Origin of the sequence: Clostridium sartagoforme (assembly GCF_004794105.1) — a bacterium.
GTDB lineage: Bacteria > Bacillota > Clostridia > Clostridiales > Clostridiaceae > Clostridium > Clostridium sartagoforme_B.
Genome location: NZ_SRYR01000002.1, coordinates 39,250 through 61,358, shown reverse-complemented (window position 1 = coordinate 61,358; position 22,109 = coordinate 39,250). Strand labels below are relative to the sequence as shown.

Below are 22,109 nucleotides of genomic sequence, written 5' to 3'. Positions count from 1 at the left end.
TTTTATATTTTTCTTAAACTTATTACTTATTAATTCTATCTAAATCATTAGGCATACAATAAATATTAATTTTAAGTAATATAACTTCTCAATAATCCTCCAAAAAGGCCTTAAAATCTTTCTTAAACTTTTCAGCCCTCAATTCTTTCTAAAACTCATTATAATAAAATCTGCTTCGCAGACTATGTGTTTCTCCTAATTATTAAAGTTATTTACAGATTTAAAAAATATAATTTTCTAAAGAAAAATAAAGAAACTCAGCAAAAGCTGAGTCTCAAAACTTAATTCAATAATTTCGAAGAGATTATTTCCTTAATTATTAATTATTAATTATTAATTGCCAATTGTCAATTCTTAATTGCTAGTAGTGTCTATCTTTATGCTATCATCTTTATTGTCCTTAAGAGGTGAGTCTTGAACATACTTTCTAAAGGATTCTGATTTTGATGCATAAGATGGATCTAATTTTAATAACTCCTCTTTAAAGAAGGCTTCATAAATCGCCTTATGAATAGTTGCACCTTCACTACCTCTACTACCATCGTAGATAGTTGAGAATATAGCTATTTTAGGATCATCTAATGGTGCAAAACTAATATAGTTACCATAAGCTGCTCTACCTTGAATACGATAGTTCTCATCTGTACTAAAGTCGGCAGTACCAGTTTTACCTGCAACCTTTATAGGGAAGTTTCCAAAACTATTATATGCAGTACCATTACTTGGGCTAGTATTAACTCTATACATACCTTCCTTTACAATTTGTAAGTATTCTTCTGGTATATCTAATTCATCTACTAGCTCAGGTTTGTATTCCTTTATTACTTCTCCTGTTGGAGTTGTAACCTTATCTACAACACTTACCTTATACCTTTTACCACCACTAGCTAATGTAGCTACATAATTAGCTAATTGTACAGGTGTAGCAGTAGTCATCCCTTGCCCTATAGCACTATATATAATTTGAGCTGGTGTCTTAATTTCAACCGCTTGGTTATTTATTATATAAAAAGCTATAGCATCTGCTATTACTCCTGCTTCCTCATTAATATCTACACTTCTATTTTTAGATGTTTCAACTACTGCACTCTTAAATTGAGGCGAAATATCCATAACTTTTTTAACATATGGCACTAAACTTTCAGCAAACTTAGTATTATCTGTTATCTCCTCATTAGTTCCAACCTTTTCTAATGCTGCTTTCATTTCATTCTTTAATGCAGTTTTTGCTTCCTTTAAGTTGTCTGGATCACTTTCATTATCTTCTATATCTAATGGAACAAATGAAAATAGATGATAATTCCCTGTTTTTAATGCTCTTACTATATCATACATAGGATTTTTTATAGACTGAGCTTTCCACGATTCAAAATTATATACTTGCCCGAAATCTTCTTCTATTTGAATACCTGTTGATAAATTCTTTTCAGTTTGATCCTCTTGTGCCATACCAAGACCAAACTTCCATGCATAATGTGCCAATGTATCTAAAGCTTCAATATTACCACCATTAACAGCTCCACCATTTTTCTTATATAATCTATATCCTAGTTCATAAAAATAGTAGTTTGATGATACTTGTAAAGCTGTTTTTAAATCTGTAGCACCATTAGCTCTTCCTTCAAAGTTTTTTAATATCAATCCTGGTAATTCATCTGTACTCCAACTTCCGTTATTATCCATCATAACTTCACCTTCAGTTGCTACTCCTTCCATTAATCCAGCTATTGCTGTGAGTGGCTTGAAAGTAGAACCTGGAGGTAACAATCCTTGCGTTGCATAATTAAAAAATTTCTTAGGATAAGTATCAAACCTATCTACTCTTTTACCTGTATCTTCATCCCTAGGGAATAATTCTTCTATATCACCAGTAGCCCCAGTCCTTTTCATAAATTCTTTGGCATAAGCATCTATATCAGGATCAAAGTATTCTTGTGATAATTCATCAGTTAGTCTTCCCGGAATTGAAAATACATTTGGATCATAATCCGGGTAACTTGCCATAGCTATTACTCTTCCTGTATTTACTTCTATAGCTACTACAGCACCCCTAGTTGCATTAGGAGCTATACTACTTCTTACTCTTTCTAGTGTATCCTTCAAAGCTTGCTCAGCTGCATACTGTACATTCTTATCTATAGTTAAGTGGACATTATTCCCTGGATAAGAATCTAGTCTAAATAATTCTTCTGTAACCCTACCCTTAGAGTTTACTTTAACAGTAGTTCCACCTTTAACACCCTTTAACTCACTTTCAAAGGCTGATTCTATACCAGCAACACCAATTAAATCTGAAGAAGCATCATATCCTCTTAACTCATAATTAGTTTCTTTAGAAGAATCTATTGAAGATAGATATCCTAAAGTACTAGATGCTAAATTATTATAAGGATAGTATCTAATTGGTTCTATACTAACATCTATACCTGGCAGATCATTTAACTTTTGATAAATGATCTGCCAGGTATCTTGTTTAATATTTTCAGCAATAGTAACCGCTCTATATCCTTTAAAGCTTTGCATTTTTATAGCATCTTTAACTACCATGTATTGTCTTACTTCTTTAAGTGAATATTTAGTTAAAAGCTCATCAAGGATTTCCTTACCGGACATCTCCTCATATTTGTCATTATATGCTTCAAGCCTAGCATTATAAGCCTTATTAGTTTCTCCTTCTTCTTGAACTGGAACTGGATTTACAAGTTCTTGAAGGTCATATATTTTAATAAGTTTATAGAAAGTTTCCTCTGGTGAAAGTTTAAGTAGCTCTTTATCTACTAAAGCTATTTCATCATCAGTAAAATCCGATTCCTTATCTTCAAACTCAGCCTTCTCTATTTCCTCATTAAGACCTCTATCTCTTTTAAACCTTACTTCAACTATTTTCTTAGTGTCAGAGTCATCAGTTTTAAAGTCAAAATAGAACTTACCGTTACTATCTAACTTTAACAATAAATCATCTTGAAATTCTTCACCATTTTCAGATAAAATCTTAAAAACATTACTCATAGTCTCATAAAAGTTTTCATTTTCATCATTTGGCTTAGTATATGTTAAGTTATATGTTTGGATATTAGTAGCTAATATATTACCTTCACTATCATATATCTTACCTCTTGGAGCTGCTTCAGATATAAGTCTTGTAGAGCTAATATCCGCTCTTTCCTTATAATCTGCATGCTTATATATTTGGAGGTAAACTAGTCTTGAAAGTATAGTAGTAAAAAGTACTATCATTATAATATTTAAAACAAAAAACCTAGAAATTTTCTTCTTTTTTTTCGGTTTATTTACTATCATTTAAACCTCCATGACTTCTTTTTATCATTATTATCATAAAGTCTTAAAACAAAATTGTACCCTAGAAACATAACAACAGCATTATAGATTGATGAATAAATACCTATTGTTCCATTAACAGTTTTATCAGATAACTTTAATATTAAAGCTATAGCAAAAACTTTTAATAATGATAAGACCACTGTAGATACAACAGGTATTAGTTTCTTTTCTCTATATATGTTTTCACCTATAATTGCTGCAAGTAGGCATAAAAGCATATTAATAAGAGAGTTTACTCCAAAACCATTATAGAAAAATATATCTTGTAGCAACCCTGAAGTTACCCCTATAATAACTGCTTCTTTTCTTCCATAAATAATTGAATAAGCTATTGCAAATGTGAAAATCAAAGTTGGGTAAGCACCTTTTATAGAAAAGAAAGGCATAAGAGAGTTATCTAATATTAAAAGTAATAACGAAATTAAAACTAAAATCCACTTCTTCATAAGCTACCCTCTAATTCTCATATTTTACTTCCCTAGTTTCTGTAGGAATAATAACAAATAAATCCTCAAGATTACTAAAGTCAACATACGGCTTTACTATTGCAGTCTTCATAACTCTAATATCATCTGTTTCTACTGACACTACTTCACCAATTCTGACTTCCTTAGGATAAATCTGTCCAAGCCCTGAAGTTAATATAACATCCCCTTCTTTTATAGCAGAATTAACAGGTAAATTGGTAACCTTAGTTAACCCATCATTACTACGAGTTACATATCCTTCTAATATACCTGTAGTTTCTCTAGTACTACTTACCATAACAGATACAGCTATATTTTCATTTAATAGGCTTTCGACTATTGCCCAATTAGACCCTGTACTGGTAACCTGTCCCACAAGACCTTTATCAGCAACTACTACCATGCCTTTTTTAAGTCCATGATTTTCACCCTTATTTATAACATATCCTTGAGTATAGCTTTCTCCGCTATATCCTATAATTTCACATCCAATATATTCATAACTGCTTTTAGAATCTGTAAAATTAAGCACTTCTCTTAATCTATCATTTTCTTCCTTAAGCTTATCATACTCTAATAACTTATTTTTAAGTTCAATATTTTCCTTTGTTAACTCTTTATTTTCATCTTTTACTTCTGAGAAATTAAGAAAAAAGTCTAAAGTTTCTTTTACCTTATCACTAATAGAGTAAACAACTTTTTGCAATGGATTTATTGTACTACCTGCACCACTTGACAGAGCACCTTTACTATCACTATTAACTGTGTAAATAATTATTCCTAAAAAGGCAACTGACAGCACTATTACAGTTACTGCCAGTTTATTCTTAAAGAGCTTCATTATTGACCTCTTTGAGTTCTACTTAGTTCATCAAAATTATCTAATGCTTTTCCTGCTCCTAAAACAACACAATCAAGTGGTGATTCTGCAATGTGAACAGGCATATTTGTTTCATAGTTAATTAGTGAATCTAATCCTCTAAGTAAAGCTCCGCCACCAGCTAACATTATTCCTTTTTCCATTATGTCTGCTGCTAATTCAGGTGGTGTCTTTTCTAAAGTTGTCTTAATTGATTCTATGATAGCATAAACAGGTTCCTTTAATGCTTCTCTAATTTGATCTTCTGAAACTTTAACAGTCTTTGGAAGACCAGTTATCATATCTCTTCCCTTTATGTCCATTTCTCTTACTTCATCATCTACTTTATAAGCTGAACCTAATTCCATCTTTACTTGTTCTGCTGTTCTTTCACCTATCATTAAGTTAAATTCTTTCTTTATATAAGCGATAATTGCTTGGTCTAATTCGTCCCCAGCAACTCTTAATGATTTGCTTGTAACTATTCCCCCTAAAGAAATTATAGCTACTTCTGTAGTTCCTCCACCGATATCAACTATCATGCTACCAGTAGGCTCTCCTACAGGAAGTCCTGCTCCAATAGCTGCAGCCATTGGCTCTTCCATTAAAACTACATCTCTAGCTCCAGCAAACTTTGCTGCTTCTTCTATAGCCCTTCTTTCAACTTCTGTTACACCTGATGGATAACATACTATTATTCTTGGGCTAGTAAAAGCACTTTTGCTAGCAACCTTTTCTATTAATTTCTTAAGCATTGTTTGTGCTATGTCAAAATCTGCTATAACACCATCTTTTAATGGTCTAATAGCAACTATATTTCCTGGAGTTCTTCCTATCATTAATTTAGCTTCAGCACCTACTGCTAAAGGTTTTCTAGTTGTACTATTTATTGCTACAACTGAAGGTTCACTTAAAACTACACCTTTACCTTTTACAAAAACAAGCGTATTTGCTGTTCCTAAATCTATTCCCATATCCTTATTACTACTGAAAAATCCCATTTGAATTCCCCTTTCGCTTATATTATTCCTTTTTCTTTCAAACTTACATACTGATTTTTTCCAATTATTAAATGATCTAATAGATCAATTCCTATTATCTTACCACATTCTTTTAACCTAATAGTTATATCAATATCTTCCTTGCTTGGAGTTGGATCCCCTGAAGGATGATTGTGACAAACTATTATACTAGAACTACTTCTTTTAAGAGCTTCTTTAAAAATCTCCCTTGGATGAACTATTGACGTATTTAAACTCCCAACAAAGACATCCTTTAGTCCTATTATGTTATTCTTAGTGTCTAGCATTACTAATCTTAAAACCTCTTGCTTTAAAAACACCATATCCTTCATTAAAATTTTTGCTATATCATTTGGAGAAGAAATCTTATCTCTTTCTTTAAGTAAAGCTGCTTTACTTATTCTCCTAACTAGTTCTCCTACAGCTAAAATTTGACTAGCTTTTTTATTTTTAATACCTTTTATCTTAGTTATTTCTTCAATACCAGCATCTAATAAACCTTCTAGTCCATCTAATTCAGATATTATTCTATTGCTCAAAGTGATTATATTTTCCTCTTTAGTCCCTGTCCTTAAAATAATTGCAAGAAGTTCTGCATTATTTAAAGATTCAGGCCCACTAATTAAGAGCTTTTCAACAGGTCTTTCCTCTTCTGGCATATCTATAACTTTAACATTACTCATTTTACACCTCAAAATTGTAATTTATTATAAATATTGCCAAATTACCTATTCCTTAATCTTTTTAAGCATTTTATTTAAAAGGTTCAATGGTAATCCTACTACATTATAGTAGCATCCATTTATACCTTCAACAAACACTCCACCGAATCCTTGAATTCCATAAGCTCCAGCTTTATCTAGTGGCTCTCTAGTTATTATGTAATCTCTTATTTCCTCATCTGATAAATTAGATATTCTAACCTCAGTATAAAGAGAAGCTTCCTCTACCTTATTATTGTACATATTTATAAGTACTATACCTGAATATACTCTATGAGTTTTACCACTTAGATTTTTTAACATATTATAGGCATCTTCCTCATTTTTAGGTTTTCCTAAAATCTCATCTTCTAGTACAACTATTGTATCTCCTGCAATTATTATTGCATCTTCTTGAAGACATTCTTTAGTGCTTAAAGCTTTTCCTTTAGCTAAATTTATTACATATTCTTCAACATTCCCATTAAAAACAACAGAGTCCTCATCAAAATTACTTACTAATATTTCAAAGTCATCTACTATCCTATGTAATAATTCTTGTCTTCTTAAAGATCCAGAAGCTAATACATATTTCAAACTTATCACTTCCTAAATTGTGCATATTTTTAGTCTCTACAAAAGGTTTAACTAAAACACAAAAACAAAGACAAAGATATTTGTCCTTACCTTATATCTAATATAGTTTATCATTATATAAGCTTTGAAACAAGTAGCTTTGCCCCTCTTTATTCAATTTTTATTTAATTGTAATAGTTTTGTTATTTTTTTCTAAAATGACATTTTTATACTTTTATTTTACTTAGTACTGAATAAATATACTCTAGTTCAGCTGCTATATTTTCCTTACTAATATTTTCATTTAATGTATCTATATGTGCCTTATATTCCTTTAATATTTCTATTTTTTCTCCTTCAGATAACGCTGGAAGTTCTTTGGACCAAGCTTTAAAGTCATTAGTATTAACTTCCTTAACATCATCCTTTTTTGCAGTATTTAATATTTCTAAATATCCTTCTGTAATTGCAAGTATTTGTCCTTCAACTTCATTATTTTTATCTAATGGTAAATTTACTTTGATTGCCTCAAGACCCTTTCCTTTTAATCCTTCAATAACCTCACTACTATCTGATTCTTTTGTTATTCCTGCTATTACTCTATACTTTCCATCTGAATCTTTTGCAATAAAAGAGTCATAATCTGAAGGAATCTTCCCTAAAACTTGCTTTGCATTTTCTTCCTTAGAGAAGTATCCACATTGAATTAAAGAGTAATTTTCAATTTCTTTCTCATTATTGCTTACATTTTCTTCTATAGGGATATTAGCATCTGCAGCTTTTAATTTATTTAAGTCAGGAATAATTTTAAGTAAAAGCCAAGCTGCTATTAAACCTATAGCAATAGCTGATAGAGTAGTTATCATTAAAGAAGTAAGAAGTTTCGCTCCATGATTCTTCCTTTTGTAATTATACTTTGTGTACTTCATTTTACCATCCCCCTCTTTCTATACTTATATATATTCCTAGTGCTCTTATTATATTCATTATGTAAAACAAAAAAATATTGATGTAATTTTTTCCTAATCACATCAATAATTATTCATTTTCATTATCTCTATTTGTGCAACAGTGCCATCCTATAGCTAATTACCCTAATTAATTTAATTCTTTTAACACTTCTAATAAATAATCCCAAAGATTTTCAACTGATGTTATGCTCATTAATATTTACTTTGATCCCTAGAATTATATTTCTTCTATACTACAAACTCCCTCTGCTTTTCCTAGCAACTCTATAACATCCACATATTGAGTTTTTTCAAGTAATTTCAATGTAAATACTCCACCTACTATAGTTTCAGTTAACTCATTAGATTTTATTAATTCTAACTCAACAACTTTCATATTATGATGTTTTACATACCCTAAAAAGGCACTTAAGTTCTTTATGCTAGAAAACTCTATATATACCGTAACCTCTTTAGTCAATAATGTAATTCTATTATCAACTCCATGTAATAATGCCATAGCTATATAAATCATGCCACATCCTATTATGGCTCCTGAATAAAAACCAACACCTATAGTAAGACCTATACATGCTGATGCCCACAGTCCTGCTGCTGTAGTTAATCCTGTAACTTTATTTCTACCAGTTACAATAATTGTACCTGCCCCTAAAAAACCAATTCCACTTATCACCTGAGCCCCCATTCTAGAAGGATCTCCTGTAGAATACATATCGGCTATATATTGATTAGTAATCATAACCATAGCAGATGCAACACAAACCAACATATATGTTCTAAATCCTGCTGGCCTATTTTTCTTCCCTCTTTCAATCCCTAAAATCCCTCCACAAATTAAAGCTAATAATAGCCTAAAAAATGTTGATATCATATTTATTTCATATAAACCTTCCATAAGCACCCACTTCCTTAATAATTAAAATATTTGTCTCCATATTCTTTTAAAAGACTTGAGCAGTCTGTTTAGATTATATAAATTTTCTTAACACCTTTTAAAAAAAGACTTTGAGAAAATATTAATTATAATATTTCGCAAAGTCCATTTTTATTTAGCAATCTTATTAAATTATTTTAATTCTTTTAATACTTCTAATAAATAATCCCAAACATTTTTAACTGATGTTATGCTCATATGCTCCTCTGGAGTATGAACATCATAAAGGTTAGGTCCAAAGCTTATCATATCTAGCTTACCTAATCTTTCATTGAATAATCCACATTCAACACCAGCATGAATAGCAACTATTTCAGCATCTTTTCCATACATTCTCTTATATACTTCTTGGCATATCCCTCTAACTTTTGATTCGCTATCATATTGCCATTCTGGATATCCTGCTGTAGTTTCAAATTCAGCTCCAAGTAAATCTGCTATAGTCTTACTTCTAAGTACTATTTCATCCTTTAAAGATGCTACTGAACTTCTAATAGCACTATCATACTCTACAGTATCACCATTAGTAATTACTACTCCTAAGTTAGTTGAACTTTCAACTAATCCAGCTATTTCAACACTATTAGTATTAATGCTATTTGGTATTAAGTAAAGTAAGTTTACTGCTTTTTCAGTATCTACTCTTGTAAATACCTTTTCAACCTTTTCTGTATCTTCTAAAATTGATACTTTAACTCCTGGATCTTGAGTTTTTAACTCATTTAATAAAATTGGATTCCATGAATTAATTATTTCTTTAGCCTTTTCTAAATCAGCTGATTTTAATGCTATGATTGCATCAGCTTCTCTTGGAATAGCATTATTTTTAGATCCACCATGAACCTCTGCTAGCTTATAATCTAATTCTAATAAGGATTTAAGAATTCTACCCATAATCTTATTAGAGTTTCCTCTTTCCTTATTAATTTCCATTCCAGAGTGGCCACCCTTTAGGCCTCTTACAGCAATATGTAAGAAATTGTTGTATTCATTAACTTCTTCTAAGTTTGCCTTTAATAAATGCTTACTTCTTACTCCACCAGCACAGCTTACTAATAAATGGCCTTCTTCTTCATTATCTAGATTTAGAAGTATCTTACCAGTAACATTTTCCTTAGAAATAGCCATAGCTCCAGTCATTCCTGTTTCTTCATCTGTAGTTACTAAAACCTCTAATGGTGGATGAGGAATATCTGTAGAATCTAATATTGCTAGTGAATAAGCAACTGCAATTCCGTTATCAGCTCCTAATGTAGTATCTGTAGCATACACCATATCATCTATAACTCTTAATTTTAATGGATCTTTTTCAAAATCATGGTCAGTTCCCTTATTTTTTTCACAAACCATATCCATATGTCCTTGAAGAATTACTGTAGGTGAATTTTCATAACCCTTAGTTCCTGGCTTTTTTATTATTACATTTAATGCTTCATCTTGAATTACTTCTAAACTTAACTTCTTGGCAACTCCTACTAAGTAATCACTTATAGCTTTCTCATTTCCTGATCCTCTTGGTATTTGAGAAATTTCCTCGAAATATTGAAAAACCTTTTTAGGTTCTAAATTTTGTAAAACATTCATAATCTTCTCTCCTTTGCTTCCTAATATATGTTAGAATTATATTATAAAATAAGTATATCATAGTATATATGATACTTAAATTTTATTTTTTTATTATACTTATTCAGAAAATTCCTAATTTTTAATAATCGAGGTGGTATTATGCAAAAAACCAAAATGATCTTTACTATTGGCCCAGCCAGTGATAATGAAGAAATCATCAGAAAATTTATCAAAATAGGTATGAGTGCAGCCAGATTAAACTTTTCTCACGGTACTCATGAAACTCATAAGGATAAAATAGATTTAATAAAAAAAGTAAGAGAAGATTTAAACTCTCCTACTGCAATAATATTAGATATTAAGGGTCCTAAAATTAGAACTCACAACTTTGTTAATGATGGAGTTGAGCTTGTAGAAGGCCAAGATTTCTCTTTCATATGTGGAGATGAAATCCTTGGTGATAAAGAAAAATGTTCAGTTTCATATAAGGATTTGTATAAAGACGTTAAAGTTGGTGGAGAAATCTTAGTAGACGATGGTCTATTAAGATTTAAAATTAAAGAAGTTAATGGAATTGAAATTAAATGTGTAGTTACTGTAGGAGGATTAATTAAAAACCATAAAGGTGTTAATGTTCCTAATGTTAGGATTAATCTTCCCTCAATAACTGAAAAGGATAAAGAAGATCTTATCTTTGGTTGTGAAAATAAAATAGATTTTGTAGCAGCTTCTTTCATAAGAAAAGCTTCTGATATCCAAGATGTTAGAGATGTTTTAGAAGCTCATGGTGGAGATTATATTCAAATAATAGCTAAGATAGAAAACCAAGAAGGTGTAGATAATATAGACGAAATAATAGAAGTATCTGACGCAATAATGGTTGCTAGAGGTGATATGGGGGTTGAAATTCCTATAGAGAAAGTTCCTATAATTCAAAAGAACATCATTAGAAAATGTAATGAAGCGGGTAAGATAGTTATAACAGCTACTCAAATGCTTGATTCTATGATAAGAAATTCTCTTCCAACTAGAGCTGAAGCTTGTGACATATGTAATGCTATCTTCGATGGAACTGATGCCATTATGTTAAGTGGAGAAAGTGCAAGTGGTAACTATCCAATAGAAGCTGCTGAAACTATGTCAAGAATATCAATAGAAACTGAAGAAAACCTTGATTATAACTATTTAAATAGAAGACTTAAGGAACCTTCACTTACTTCCTTCTCTGAAGCTATTAGTTACTCAGCTTGTAGAAGTTCAAACCTTCTAGATACAAAGGCAATAGTAGCAGCAACTAGTAGTGGTGCAACTGCAAAACTTATTTCAAAATATAGACCTAAGTGTCCAATAATTGCAATAACTCCTCACGAAGAAGTAAGGAGAGGATTGAACTTAAACTTTGGTATATTCCCACTTAAATGTGAGATGTTCACTACAACTGATGAAATATTAGTTGAAGCTAAAAAGGTAGTAACTACATTATCCTTTGCAGAAAAAGGTGATGATATAGTAGTTGCAGCAGGTATGCCAAATGCAGTAACTGGTGGAACTAATATGTTAAAAATAGAGAAGTTATAAAATTCTAAGCATTTTATAATGAAAAAATTATTATATAAAAAATGAGGCTTTGCAGTGCAAAACCTCATTTCTTCATTTTTTCATTGTGCGATAGCACTTTCATTCTTTCATTATTTAAAAAAGTCCTTGAATAGGTCTCCTAAAGAAACTCCATCATCAATATCATTATATTTTAAGTATTCCTTAGATTTTTCTTCTGCATCTTTTATAGTTAAAGATACTCTCTTATTTGTCTTATCAACATCTAAAACTTTAACCTTTACTTTTTGACCTAAAGTTAAAACATCAGAAGGTTTAGCTATGTTTTCATCTGTAATTTCATTTATATGAACTAGTCCTTCAACTCCTGGATATAATTCAACAAAAGCACCGAAGTTTAAGAATTTAACTACTTTACCTTCAATTACAGCTCCTATTTTTAATTTATCTTCATTAGTAGTCCAAGGATCTTCGTTTATATCTTTTAGGATTAATGATACTCTTTCATTCTTAGCATCTACTTCTCCTACAAATACTTCTACCTTATCTCCTTCTTTAACTACATCTTCAGCTCTATTTACTCTTCCCCAAGATAAATCAGTTAAATGAATAAGTCCTGTTATTCCTCCAATATCAACAATTGCTCCTGCTTTAATAAGCTTCTTAACAACTCCTGCTCTCTTTTCACCAGACTTTACTGATTTCCATAATTCCTTCTTGTTATTTTCAAAGATAGCATCTTCTAAAACTCTTCTTGAAGCAACTATTTTTCTTGATTTGAAGTCTAATTCTATTATTTTAACTTCTAATTCTTTTCCTATTAAATCAGATAAGATAACTCTTTCTCTAGATGCTAAGGATGCTGGTATAAATACTCTTATATTTCCATAATAAGCTACTAATCCACCCTTTACTTCTTCTTTTACATATACCTTTATAACTTCATCATTATTAAAAGCCTTCTTTATATCTTCTCTTTCAGTAATTTCTAAAGCTTTAACTCTTGATAACTGAACATATCCTTCTCCATCATTAGGTGATAAAACATACACCTTAAGCTTATCTCCTTGCTGCACTACTTCTCTTGGATCCTTATCAATGTTTGTTAATTCAGCTTTTTCTATAACACCATCAAAGGCATAATTAATATTTACTGTAACTTCCTTATCGTTAACATCAATAACCTCTCCATCAAGAATATCTCCAGATTTAATTCTTTTAACATCAAAGTCCTGTAATAAAGCCCCCATGCTTTCTTCTATATTTTGATTTGTCATGTTTCTTCACTCCTTCAAAACTAGTATCTATGTTTCAATAAATAATTTACATCTTGTATATTATAAAATTTAAAGTAAAAAAATATTTATAAAGTAAACTACATCAATTGAAATCATCGATCTTTTAATTTTTATATAAGTTATAATAAATTAATTTTAGATTATTCTGATATTGATTACAAGTCAAATTGTTTTAAATTGCGCAGGAGTTTTTAACATATTATGCTCGGACTCCGTCGCCAGCTCCAAGTCGTCTTACGCACAATATGTTAAAAACTCCTTGAATAATTTAAATTTATGGATGTAGGTCAACTAAAGGAAGAAATTCAGACGAGCTGAATTTCAATAAAAATTAGTGTAATCGCCTAAAATATTTTAAATGCTGAATTACTAGCAAGGATAAATTGACGGTGAAATAAGCATATGGCGAAAAATTAGAAATTCTTGGTGAAGTAAAATCTGCTGGACCTTAGAGTTGTTGGTTTGTCTGAGCGCATGCGAGTTTTACCAAAACTCTTGGTCTAGTAGTTTTTACGAGCCTATAACTTCTTTTTGCAGCCATTTGTCTTATGAGCCGTCCATTTATCTTTGCGGTTATATTCGCATTTTAAAGCTATTCCTCATCTATTTTTTATCAACTATGATATAATAAATAATAAAAGAACTTTGATTTAAATTAACAGTTATTAATTAACTCTTAATAAGATAGTATTAACTATTAAATGATAGATAATAAACGATTTACTTAGATTGATTTATCTATTTAGGTAAATATTACTTATTTGATTATAATTTAGACTTAAATGAAGTTTGTAAATTATATATTTTCTATATAAAATAATATCATAATCTTTTTTCTTGGGGGTGAACTTTATAAAAAGAAACAATAATAAAAAAATAATATTTACTTTATTTTTAGCCTTTATCTTTTTAACTTCTAGTTTCCTTATAGATACTATTCCTATTTTTGATAGTATTACTCAAGGTGAAACCGTAGTACTAGCAAAATCAAAGGGATCTAGTAGTTTTAAAAGTTCAGGAGGATTTAAAAGTTCTAGTAGTAAGAGTTCTAGTAGTAGTTTTAAATCAAGTGGAGGAAAATCTAATGTAAGCAAATCTACTAGTGGTTTTAAAAGTGGTTCTTTTAGTAGCGGTAGTTCTAATAAAAGTTCTAGTTCTTCTAGTAGTAATAAAAGCTCTAGCTCTTCTTCCAGTAATAACAAGAGCTCTAGTAGCTCATCTACATCTGGTAACTTCAAAAGTGGATCTTTTAGCTCAAGCACAGATAAAGGTAAGTCTGGGACTTCAAAAGCTTTTTCTTCAGGGTCTTACAGTTCTACGAATGATACAAATAAAACTCAAGACAAAGATTATAATAACAATACTAGCTACGATGATTATGACGATTCAGGTGGTTCATTCTTTGGAGACATGATGTTTGGTCTTAATTCCTTAAGAATGTTTGGCTTTGGTTCTAGTAGGGGGAGTGGATTCTCTATAGGATCAATTGTAATAATGGCAATCATCTTTATGGTTGTAATCAGACTAATAAGATTATATTTAAAAAATAGAAAATACTAATTAATTCTAGGAGGATGGATATGGGAATATTCACAAGAATGTCAAATATGTTAAAATCAAAGGTTAATTCTACTTTAGATGAAATGGAAAATCCAATTGAATTACTAGATCAAAAAATAAGAGATATGGAATCACAATTAAATACAGCTAAGCTTAACTCTGCACAAATCATCGGTAATGCACATGAAATCAAGAAAAAACTTGATGCAAGTGAAATTGAAGTTAAGGATTACGAAGATAAAGTTAAACTTGCTCTATCTAAAAACAATGAAGATTTAGCAAAAAGAGCTTTAGCTAGAAAGATTGAATCTGAAAAGAAACGTGACTCATTAAAGACAAGTTATGATGCTGCCAGAACTCAAGCTGATGCTATCAAGAAAAACTTAGCTGCTTTAGAAGCTGAGTTAAATAAAACAAGAAATTACAGAGATGAAGCTGCTGCAAGATATAGTAATGCTGAAGCTAGCCAAAAAATCAATGAAGTTCTTACTAATGTACAAACTAAATCTAATTCAATTCAAATTGATAGCATAGAAAGAAAGATTCAAAAGAAGGAATCTTTAGCTAATGGCCTAGGTGAACTTAGAGATATTGATACATTTGATAGTGAATTTGAATCTTTAGATGCAGTTGACTTAGATTTAGAACTTGAAAAATATAAGAATAATAACTAGGTGCTTATATGGCTAATACAATTGAATTTATAACTAAAGAAAGGGAAACTGTAGGTAAAACTTATACAGATGTAACTTATGCTATAAGTGAAGTTTCACCCTTTCTTGATGACAGTATATTAAAGAAAAGAAAGTATTATTCTAAGTTGCCTATCTTAACAAAATATATAGAATTGCTTAATGATGCTGAATATAAGGATAAAAATAAAAAGTTTAGTCTTTTTAAAAAGGATGATACAGTATCTCAATTAACAAGATATAAGCAAGATAATTTAGAAGCTTTTAACCAATTAAGCAATTGTTCTAAATGTACTTGCCTAAATTGTATAAAAGAATGTAGTTTTAGAAGCTGCAGTGGTTGTAGATCAAGCTCCTTTATAAAAAGTTGTGATAAATCTAAAATTAACGTTAGACTTCATAAAGACTTTATTTTAAACTTAACTAACAATGATACTGGGAGATCTAGTAGATATAAAGTATTAGCTACAATTGAAAACTGTGAATTAGATAGACTATATATAGCTCTTGAAAACTTAATGGATTCAAATGATAAGCTAATATTATATTACTATCCTGGAATCTCATCTGATGACTTCGGTGAAATCACTGATGAAGATGAATTCAACTTAGTTGTAGAAGCATATGAACAAGCGTCATAAAATGCGAAGCATTTTATGGATGAAAGAATGAAAAAATTAAAAAATGAAAGAATGCCTATAAAAAATCCTTACAGATTTTTTATAAGTAAATCTTTAAAACAAAAGAGGTTTTGCATTGCAAAACCTCTTCCTTCATTTTTTCATTCTATTAATTTTTTCATTTTAAAATGCTAAGCATTTTAAAACTATTCCCTAGTAAATACTAGTTCCTTCTCTGTAGATAGTTCTTCATTGAATGCATAGTTATCCACATCAAACTTCTTAAGTTCTTCAATATCTTCTATTTCATTTTGAATTATATATCTACTCATCATTCCTCTAGCTTTTTTAGCATTAAAGGCTATTATCTTATATTCATCTCCTCTAAGCTCTTTAAAAACTGGAATTATAATATTAACATTAGGATTATTTTCTATATTTTCTACTGACTTAAAGTACTCATATGAAGCTAAATTGATAATAGTCTTATTCTTATGATTTTTTAAATCATTTACTAAACATTCTACTAATTCATTTTTCCAAAATCCATATAAATCTTTTGAATCATTTACTTTAAGTTTAGTTCCCATTTCTAGTCTATATTCTTTTATTCCATCAAAAGGTCTTAATACTCCATAAAGACCCGATAATATTCTTAAATGATCATTTGCATAAAACAAATTGGAATCACTAAAGCTTCCTACATCCATCCCCATATAAACATCACCTTTAAAGGCTAATAATGCTTGTTTAGCAGTATCTAAAGATGGTGTCCATTTCCCAAATCTTTCTTCATTTAACGTAGCTAACTTTGTACTTATTTTCATAAGTTTTTCTAATTCATAGCTACTGTAGTTTTTTATTTCATTTATTATTTCCTGCGATCTTTCTAAAAACCTAGGTTCAGTCATAGGTAAATTACTATTCTTTTCTTTAAAGTCTAAAGTTTTTGCAGGAGAAACAACAATTATCATAATTAATCTCCTTTTATTCTCTATTATTTTTTCTTATTCATTTCATTGTAGCAATAATTTATTATATCACTTCTTTTTATTATTCCAATAAATATTCCCTCATCATCTACTACAGGGACGAAATTTTGGCTTGTTGCAAGTGAAATAAGACTTTCTACATTTGAATTAATTGAAACGCTTTTATGTTTTCTTTTCATTGGTATATCTATTATTCTAACATTTTCTGTATTCTTAAAGTTTAAATCTGGAGTATTCTTAAGCTTCCAAAGTAAATCTCCCTCAGTTAATGTCCCAACATACTTTCCATCCTTATCAATTAAAGGAATTGCTGTATACCCGTGATGTTCCATTCTTTCAATAACTTGTCTCATGGTTGCATCTAAATATTCATATATAACCTCATTTTTAGGCGTTAAAAAAAATGCTATATTCATATTTCATCATTCCCCCATACTCTTATTTAAAACAAAGTCATATAAGTTGTAATAAAGCTTATACTTTTTATTAATTTATTTTTTATGTTAAAAGTATTCAATATATAAAGTTATCTTAACAACTTATATAGAATCAAAAGATATAGTTTCAATTGATATAATTTACTTTTAAAATATTTTTTACTTATAATTTATAAAATTTAAAGCGTAGATTATTAATTGAAACTTATCTCTATTTTAACATATTTACAATGTAATTGTTTTATGCTCACTGAATTTTAAGATTTAATTAATTTATTGTCCACTTTTTTAACTTTATAGTTATAGTTCATATATTCTATTTCATCTACAATAGTAGAAACTTCTTTATACACTTCTTCTCCACTAAAGGTCTTTTTAACTACAATCTCATTAACAACTCTATTATTGCACTTGGGACATTTTCCTATAGATAAAAATCTCCATTTTAATGGAACAAAATCATGTTCAATTTCTAGATTCACATTACACCTTGGACACTTTGCTATTATCTTTTCTCTATCTAACTTATATTCATTTATATTCTCAATATCTACTGCTGGCATATTATAAATATCTTTAATAATATAATTTTTCAATACCCTAGAGTTATAAATTCTCTTAAATACTTCTGAGGTATATACTGCATCATTTAAGGCATCATGTAATTTGCTATTATCAACTTTAATTTTTAATTCATCTAAAGCACTTTTCAAACTTAATGATTTTTTCTTTCCTAAAATCTTTGTAGAGTACTCTTGCAAATCTAAATAATTTTTTAGCCAATTTAAATTATTATACTTAAAGAAAACTGCATTATTAATAATTTCAATAATATCATCCTTTGCCCAAGAACATATAATATCACCTTCGTCTATTAGCTCCTGGAGTTTTTCTATTCCCTCTTCGAATGTTAATCCATCTTTTAAATCATCTTCGGTAATATTTGTTATTTCAGAAATTTTAGGATTAAGAATTGGAATTACCTCAGGCTTTATATACGCCTTAAATTCCTTTAAAGGTTTCATATAGTTATCTAATTTAATTGCCCCTATTTCTATAATTTCATTATCTAACTCTAAACTTTTCAGCTCAGGTTTTTCAGCAAAAATATTTGGATAATATCTATGTATTCCCTCTAAGTTGTTAAATTCTAAATCAATTACTATAAATGCCATCTTTATACCTCACATACATTACTCATATGTATATTATGCCATATTTTTCAATTTTCTTCACTTATTTTTGCATAAATCCTCTAAAAAAATAAAAGAAGTTGTTGATAAGGAAGATAATCCATTATTCAACAACTCCAATATTTAATCATTTAAAATCTATTCCTGCTAATTTCATTAAATGAACTGCATTTTGAGTTTCACTTCTACCTTCTCTAAGTTTATAATCGAACTTAATATTATTATTTTCATAATGCTCTTGGAAGTTATAATTCTTAAGCCATGGCCTTGTTAGCTCTAAGTCACATAACTCCAAATCATGTGTGGATACTAATCCCATTGCCTTATTATTCACTAATTGATTTATTAGAACCTTAGCACCTTCATGTCTATCCTTAGAGTTAGTTCCTTTAAAAATCTCATCTAGTAAGAAGAATACTTTTTCTCCATTTTTAGCTGCTTCTATTAATAATTTTATTCTTAATATTTCAGCATAGAAAGAAGATATACTTTCTTCTAAATTGTCCTTAGTCCTCATGCAAGTATATATATTAAATATCCCACAGCTAAATTTATTAGAGCAAGTTGGCGCTCCTATATAGCTTAAAACTAAATTTAATCCAACAGTTCTTAAGAAGGTACTTTTACCAGACATATTGGATCCAGTAATTAAAGCAACCTTTCTATACTTCCCATTTACCCTAGCTAATGAAAAGCTATTAGATACAGCCCTTTCACCAAGCATTGGATGAGCCATTTTAGTCCCCATAACTATATCAGTATCTTCTATAGTAGGGTAAGACCAACTTTCAAAATCAAAATCTAAATTTGCAATACTACTTAAAGCCTCAAACTCTCCCATTATCTTAAGCCAAACTTCAAGCTTCTTACCATTTTTCATTCTCCACTCTTCAAGGTTTCTTAATATAAATGCATCTGATAATATAGTTACATTTAATAGTAAGTAGTAAGCATTAGCACTACTATCCCCTATCCAATCAACTAAACTCTTTAATCCTTGCATCTCCTTATAGCTTGGAGTTCCTTCTACTTTTAATTCTTCCTTTAAGCCCTTTAATAGCTTTGATTCAAAATTTTCATCTTCTATAAGCTTTAATAAATTAGTAAAGGCTTCTATATCTTTTTTATGGCTGCTAAATAAATTTATAACGCTTTTTAAATCCTTAGTTATAACATTAACTACAGCATAATTTATAATAAATACTAGTATTAAATAACTTACAGGTAACATTCTTAAAATAACTAGAATAATAGATGCTACAGTAAGTGCAATAAACATATATGGAACTATCTTAAACCACAACTTAACTGGACTTGAATTTTTGCTCCACTCTATTAAATCACTTACATCCTTAACTCCACTTTTTCTTAAAGTAGCTTGAGCTTCAAGATTTTGTCTCCATTTAACTTTTTTCCCTAGCTCTTTTATGGCTTCTTGTCTTTTATTGATTTCTTCTCTAGAAACTTTATCCTTAATGGATAGTATTTCAAATAATTTATTTCTACCAAATTTAGTTTTAGTCGAATTAATCATTTGGAATAATGAATTCCTTCCGAAGATATCTAAATCACTAGTAAAGTTATGATCATCATTTATAAATTCTTTTCCCTGATCTTCTTCTTTAAAGTTTCCATTAATTCTATTTATTCCTCTTTTATTTATAGCTAAAAATATTTCTTCATAATTTTTCTCATTAATCTTTTTATTGTGGAAAAATGCAACTACAATAAAAATTAAAAATCCAATTATTATTGCTGCCCCCATGAATAATAAATTCTCTTGTTTATAAAAATAATATCCTGCCCCCACTATTAAAAGCATAATAATTAACCTTAAAATAGATAATTTAGATATTATTGAATTTAACTCATTAACCTTCTTTTCACCCTTTAATATTTCTTCTTCATAAAAATTAAGAGCCTTACTCATATTCTCACATCACCTCACTGTAGTTATTTAAGCAAATTTTACATTTCATCTAACACTATAGTTATTTTACCATATTTTATATTCTATCTAATAGTTAATTTAAATTTTACTTTATAAAGTGGTTCTTATCTTCAGGTGGAGTTTTCTTAAAAAGTAGATAACCAAAATCTTGTATTTTGTGTGAATCACTTTCACAGAGTACAGGATGCCTACTCCATCTGAAGGTTAGAAGAACTAATCCCCTACTTATAGATTATTGACAATAAACTAAAAATTAATAATAAAAAAAACTAGAATAATGGATAATTGATAATTATGATGCATTAATGATAATTAACAAAAAAAACTCCCGAAGGAGTTTTTAAAATCAATATATTTTTCAGTAATTCCGTAGGAATTACCTCCATAATTATTCATTATTAATTTCTAATTGTTAATTGCTCAAGTTGCTGTATATAGTTTCAAGATTATACTTCATGCCTTCTAAGTAGCTCATATTATCTTCCTTAGTTTCTAAGCTATATATCTTAACTACCTTTGCTCCTACTTCTTTAGCTAATGTCTCAGCTTCTTTTTCACTTGCTGTAGCTTCACTAAATATAGTTTTTACATTATTAGTCTTAGAATAATTAATTAAAGCTTCTAAGTTCTTAGGAGTTAATTCACCTTCTCCAAAAACATCAGCTATACTTTTTTGAGTTAGACCAAAATCCCTACAAAGATATCCAAAAGCTGCATGTCCAGTTACAAAGTCCTTGTTAGTTAAAGTATTAAACTTATTAACATATTCACTATTTAAATCTGTAAACTCTTTTTTTAACTTTTCGAAGTTATCTTCATAATAGTTTTTATTGTCTGGATCTACTTCAACAAAAGCGTCTTTTATGTTTTCAGCTTGCTTTATTGCATCAATTAAGCTAAGCCAAACATGGGGGTCTTTTCCTCCATGATTATGTTCTTCTGAAGATTCTTCATCCATATCTTCATGAGAATGGTCATCTTCTTCTGATATGTTCATAGCATCTATATTTTTGCTAGTTTCAACTATTTTTATATCTTTTCCTTCAATTGTTCCTAATACCGAGTCTATCCACTCTTCCATTTCAAGACCGTTATATAAAAACATATCTGTATTTATTAAATCCTTTAGGTCCTTAGGTTTTGGATCAAAGCTGTGAGCATCACTACCATCTGGAATTATAGAAAAAACTTCTACCTTATCTCCACCTATTGCTTCAGCAAAATCTTTAAGTGGATTAATAGTTACTCCAACCCTTAATCTTTCTCCATCATTTTTTTCTAAATCTTTACTTTCACATGCTGATAATGAAAATAATAGTACTAGTATAAACCCAAGGCTTATAATTTTTTTCTTCATATTACACCTCTTTG

The 22,109-nt window shown here is 29.4% G+C and carries 19 protein-coding genes; 4 read left to right on the top strand and 15 right to left on the bottom strand.

Annotated elements, in window-relative coordinates:
- Nucleotides 1-354: 354 nt before the first annotated feature.
- The 9 genes from E5347_RS07220 to E5347_RS07180 form a co-directional block, all read right to left on the bottom strand.
- Entirely contained in the window at nucleotides 355-3,300 is a 2,946-nt protein-coding gene (locus tag E5347_RS07220; protein WP_136005952.1) for a penicillin-binding transpeptidase domain-containing protein, read from the bottom strand.
- Nucleotides 3,297-3,788: a rod shape-determining protein MreD gene (mreD, locus tag E5347_RS07215; RefSeq protein ID WP_136005951.1), complete on the bottom strand. Its 492-nt coding sequence runs from the start codon at nucleotides 3,786-3,788 to the stop codon at nucleotides 3,297-3,299. Before mreD ends, E5347_RS07220 begins: the two co-directional genes overlap by 4 nt.
- Nucleotides 3,789-3,798: 10 nt before the next feature.
- Entirely contained in the window at nucleotides 3,799-4,650 is an 852-nt protein-coding gene (gene mreC, locus E5347_RS07210) for a rod shape-determining protein MreC (protein ID WP_136005949.1), read from the bottom strand.
- Nucleotides 4,650-5,669, bottom strand: coding sequence for a rod shape-determining protein (locus E5347_RS07205; RefSeq protein WP_136005948.1), 1,020 nt, complete (start codon nucleotides 5,667-5,669; stop codon nucleotides 4,650-4,652). The genes mreC and E5347_RS07205 overlap by 1 nt, the downstream gene beginning before the upstream one ends.
- Nucleotides 5,670-5,686: 17 nt before the next feature.
- Nucleotides 5,687-6,373 (bottom strand): RadC family protein, encoded by a 687-nt coding sequence (gene radC, locus E5347_RS07200; protein ID WP_136005947.1) that lies wholly within the window; start codon nucleotides 6,371-6,373, stop codon nucleotides 5,687-5,689.
- Between the two features lie 45 nt (nucleotides 6,374-6,418).
- Nucleotides 6,419-6,988, bottom strand: a complete 570-nt coding sequence (locus tag E5347_RS07195; protein ID WP_136005946.1) for a Maf-like protein — start codon at nucleotides 6,986-6,988, stop codon at nucleotides 6,419-6,421.
- A gap of 206 nt (nucleotides 6,989-7,194) precedes the next feature.
- Complete coding sequence (locus tag E5347_RS07190) at nucleotides 7,195-7,896, bottom strand: SPOR domain-containing protein (RefSeq protein WP_136005944.1); 702 nt, start codon at nucleotides 7,894-7,896, stop codon at nucleotides 7,195-7,197.
- A gap of 259 nt (nucleotides 7,897-8,155) precedes the next feature.
- Complete coding sequence (locus tag E5347_RS07185) at nucleotides 8,156-8,833, bottom strand: MgtC/SapB family protein (protein ID WP_136005943.1); 678 nt, start codon at nucleotides 8,831-8,833, stop codon at nucleotides 8,156-8,158.
- A 171-nt stretch (nucleotides 8,834-9,004) separates the two neighbouring features.
- Nucleotides 9,005-10,456 carry an aminoacyl-histidine dipeptidase gene (locus E5347_RS07180; RefSeq protein ID WP_136005941.1) on the bottom strand — a complete coding sequence of 484 codons (1,452 nt, stop codon included), beginning with the start codon at nucleotides 10,454-10,456 and terminating at the stop codon, nucleotides 9,005-9,007.
- Nucleotides 10,457-10,597: 141 nt separating this feature from the next.
- Between E5347_RS07180 and pyk the strand changes: the two genes are divergently transcribed.
- On the top strand, nucleotides 10,598-12,016 hold the full coding sequence (gene pyk / locus E5347_RS07175) for a pyruvate kinase (protein ID WP_136005939.1): 1,419 nt from the start codon (nucleotides 10,598-10,600) through the stop codon (nucleotides 12,014-12,016).
- Between the two features lie 110 nt (nucleotides 12,017-12,126).
- Here pyk and rpsA read toward each other — a convergent pair whose 3' ends face one another.
- Nucleotides 12,127-13,272 (bottom strand): 30S ribosomal protein S1, encoded by a 1,146-nt coding sequence (rpsA, locus tag E5347_RS07170; RefSeq protein ID WP_136005937.1) that lies wholly within the window; start codon nucleotides 13,270-13,272, stop codon nucleotides 12,127-12,129.
- An 864-nt stretch (nucleotides 13,273-14,136) separates the two neighbouring features.
- On the opposite strand from rpsA, the gene E5347_RS16845 reads away from it, so the two are divergent.
- Genes E5347_RS16845 through E5347_RS07155 form a run of 3 tightly spaced genes read left to right on the top strand, consistent with a single transcriptional unit; the run spans nucleotide 14,137 to nucleotide 16,186 of the window.
- Complete coding sequence (locus tag E5347_RS16845; protein WP_168354924.1) at nucleotides 14,137-14,853, top strand: hypothetical protein; 717 nt, start codon at nucleotides 14,137-14,139, stop codon at nucleotides 14,851-14,853.
- Between the two features lie 20 nt (nucleotides 14,854-14,873).
- Nucleotides 14,874-15,527 (top strand): PspA/IM30 family protein, encoded by a 654-nt coding sequence (locus tag E5347_RS07160; RefSeq protein WP_136005935.1) that lies wholly within the window; start codon nucleotides 14,874-14,876, stop codon nucleotides 15,525-15,527.
- Between the two features lie 8 nt (nucleotides 15,528-15,535).
- A complete protein-coding gene (locus tag E5347_RS07155) occupies nucleotides 15,536-16,186 on the top strand; it encodes a DUF1292 domain-containing protein (RefSeq protein WP_136005933.1) in 651 nt (216 codons plus the stop codon).
- 185 nt (nucleotides 16,187-16,371) lie between these two features.
- On the opposite strand, the gene yaaA is transcribed toward E5347_RS07155, so the two are convergent.
- The 5 genes from yaaA to E5347_RS07130 form a co-directional block, all read right to left on the bottom strand.
- Nucleotides 16,372-17,139, bottom strand: coding sequence for a peroxide stress protein YaaA (yaaA, locus tag E5347_RS07150; protein WP_136005932.1), 768 nt, complete (start codon nucleotides 17,137-17,139; stop codon nucleotides 16,372-16,374).
- A 23-nt stretch (nucleotides 17,140-17,162) separates the two neighbouring features.
- A complete protein-coding gene (locus E5347_RS07145; RefSeq protein ID WP_136005930.1) occupies nucleotides 17,163-17,573 on the bottom strand; it encodes a CBS domain-containing protein in 411 nt (136 codons plus the stop codon).
- 278 nt (nucleotides 17,574-17,851) lie between these two features.
- Nucleotides 17,852-18,769 carry a 3'-5' exonuclease gene (locus E5347_RS07140; protein ID WP_136005928.1) on the bottom strand — a complete coding sequence of 306 codons (918 nt, stop codon included), beginning with the start codon at nucleotides 18,767-18,769 and terminating at the stop codon, nucleotides 17,852-17,854.
- 145 nt (nucleotides 18,770-18,914) lie between these two features.
- Nucleotides 18,915-20,717 (bottom strand): MutS-related protein, encoded by a 1,803-nt coding sequence (locus tag E5347_RS07135; RefSeq protein ID WP_136005926.1) that lies wholly within the window; start codon nucleotides 20,715-20,717, stop codon nucleotides 18,915-18,917.
- Between the two features lie 433 nt (nucleotides 20,718-21,150).
- Entirely contained in the window at nucleotides 21,151-22,095 is a 945-nt protein-coding gene (locus E5347_RS07130; protein WP_136005924.1) for a metal ABC transporter solute-binding protein, Zn/Mn family, read from the bottom strand.
- Between the last annotated feature and the right edge of the window lie 14 nt (nucleotides 22,096-22,109).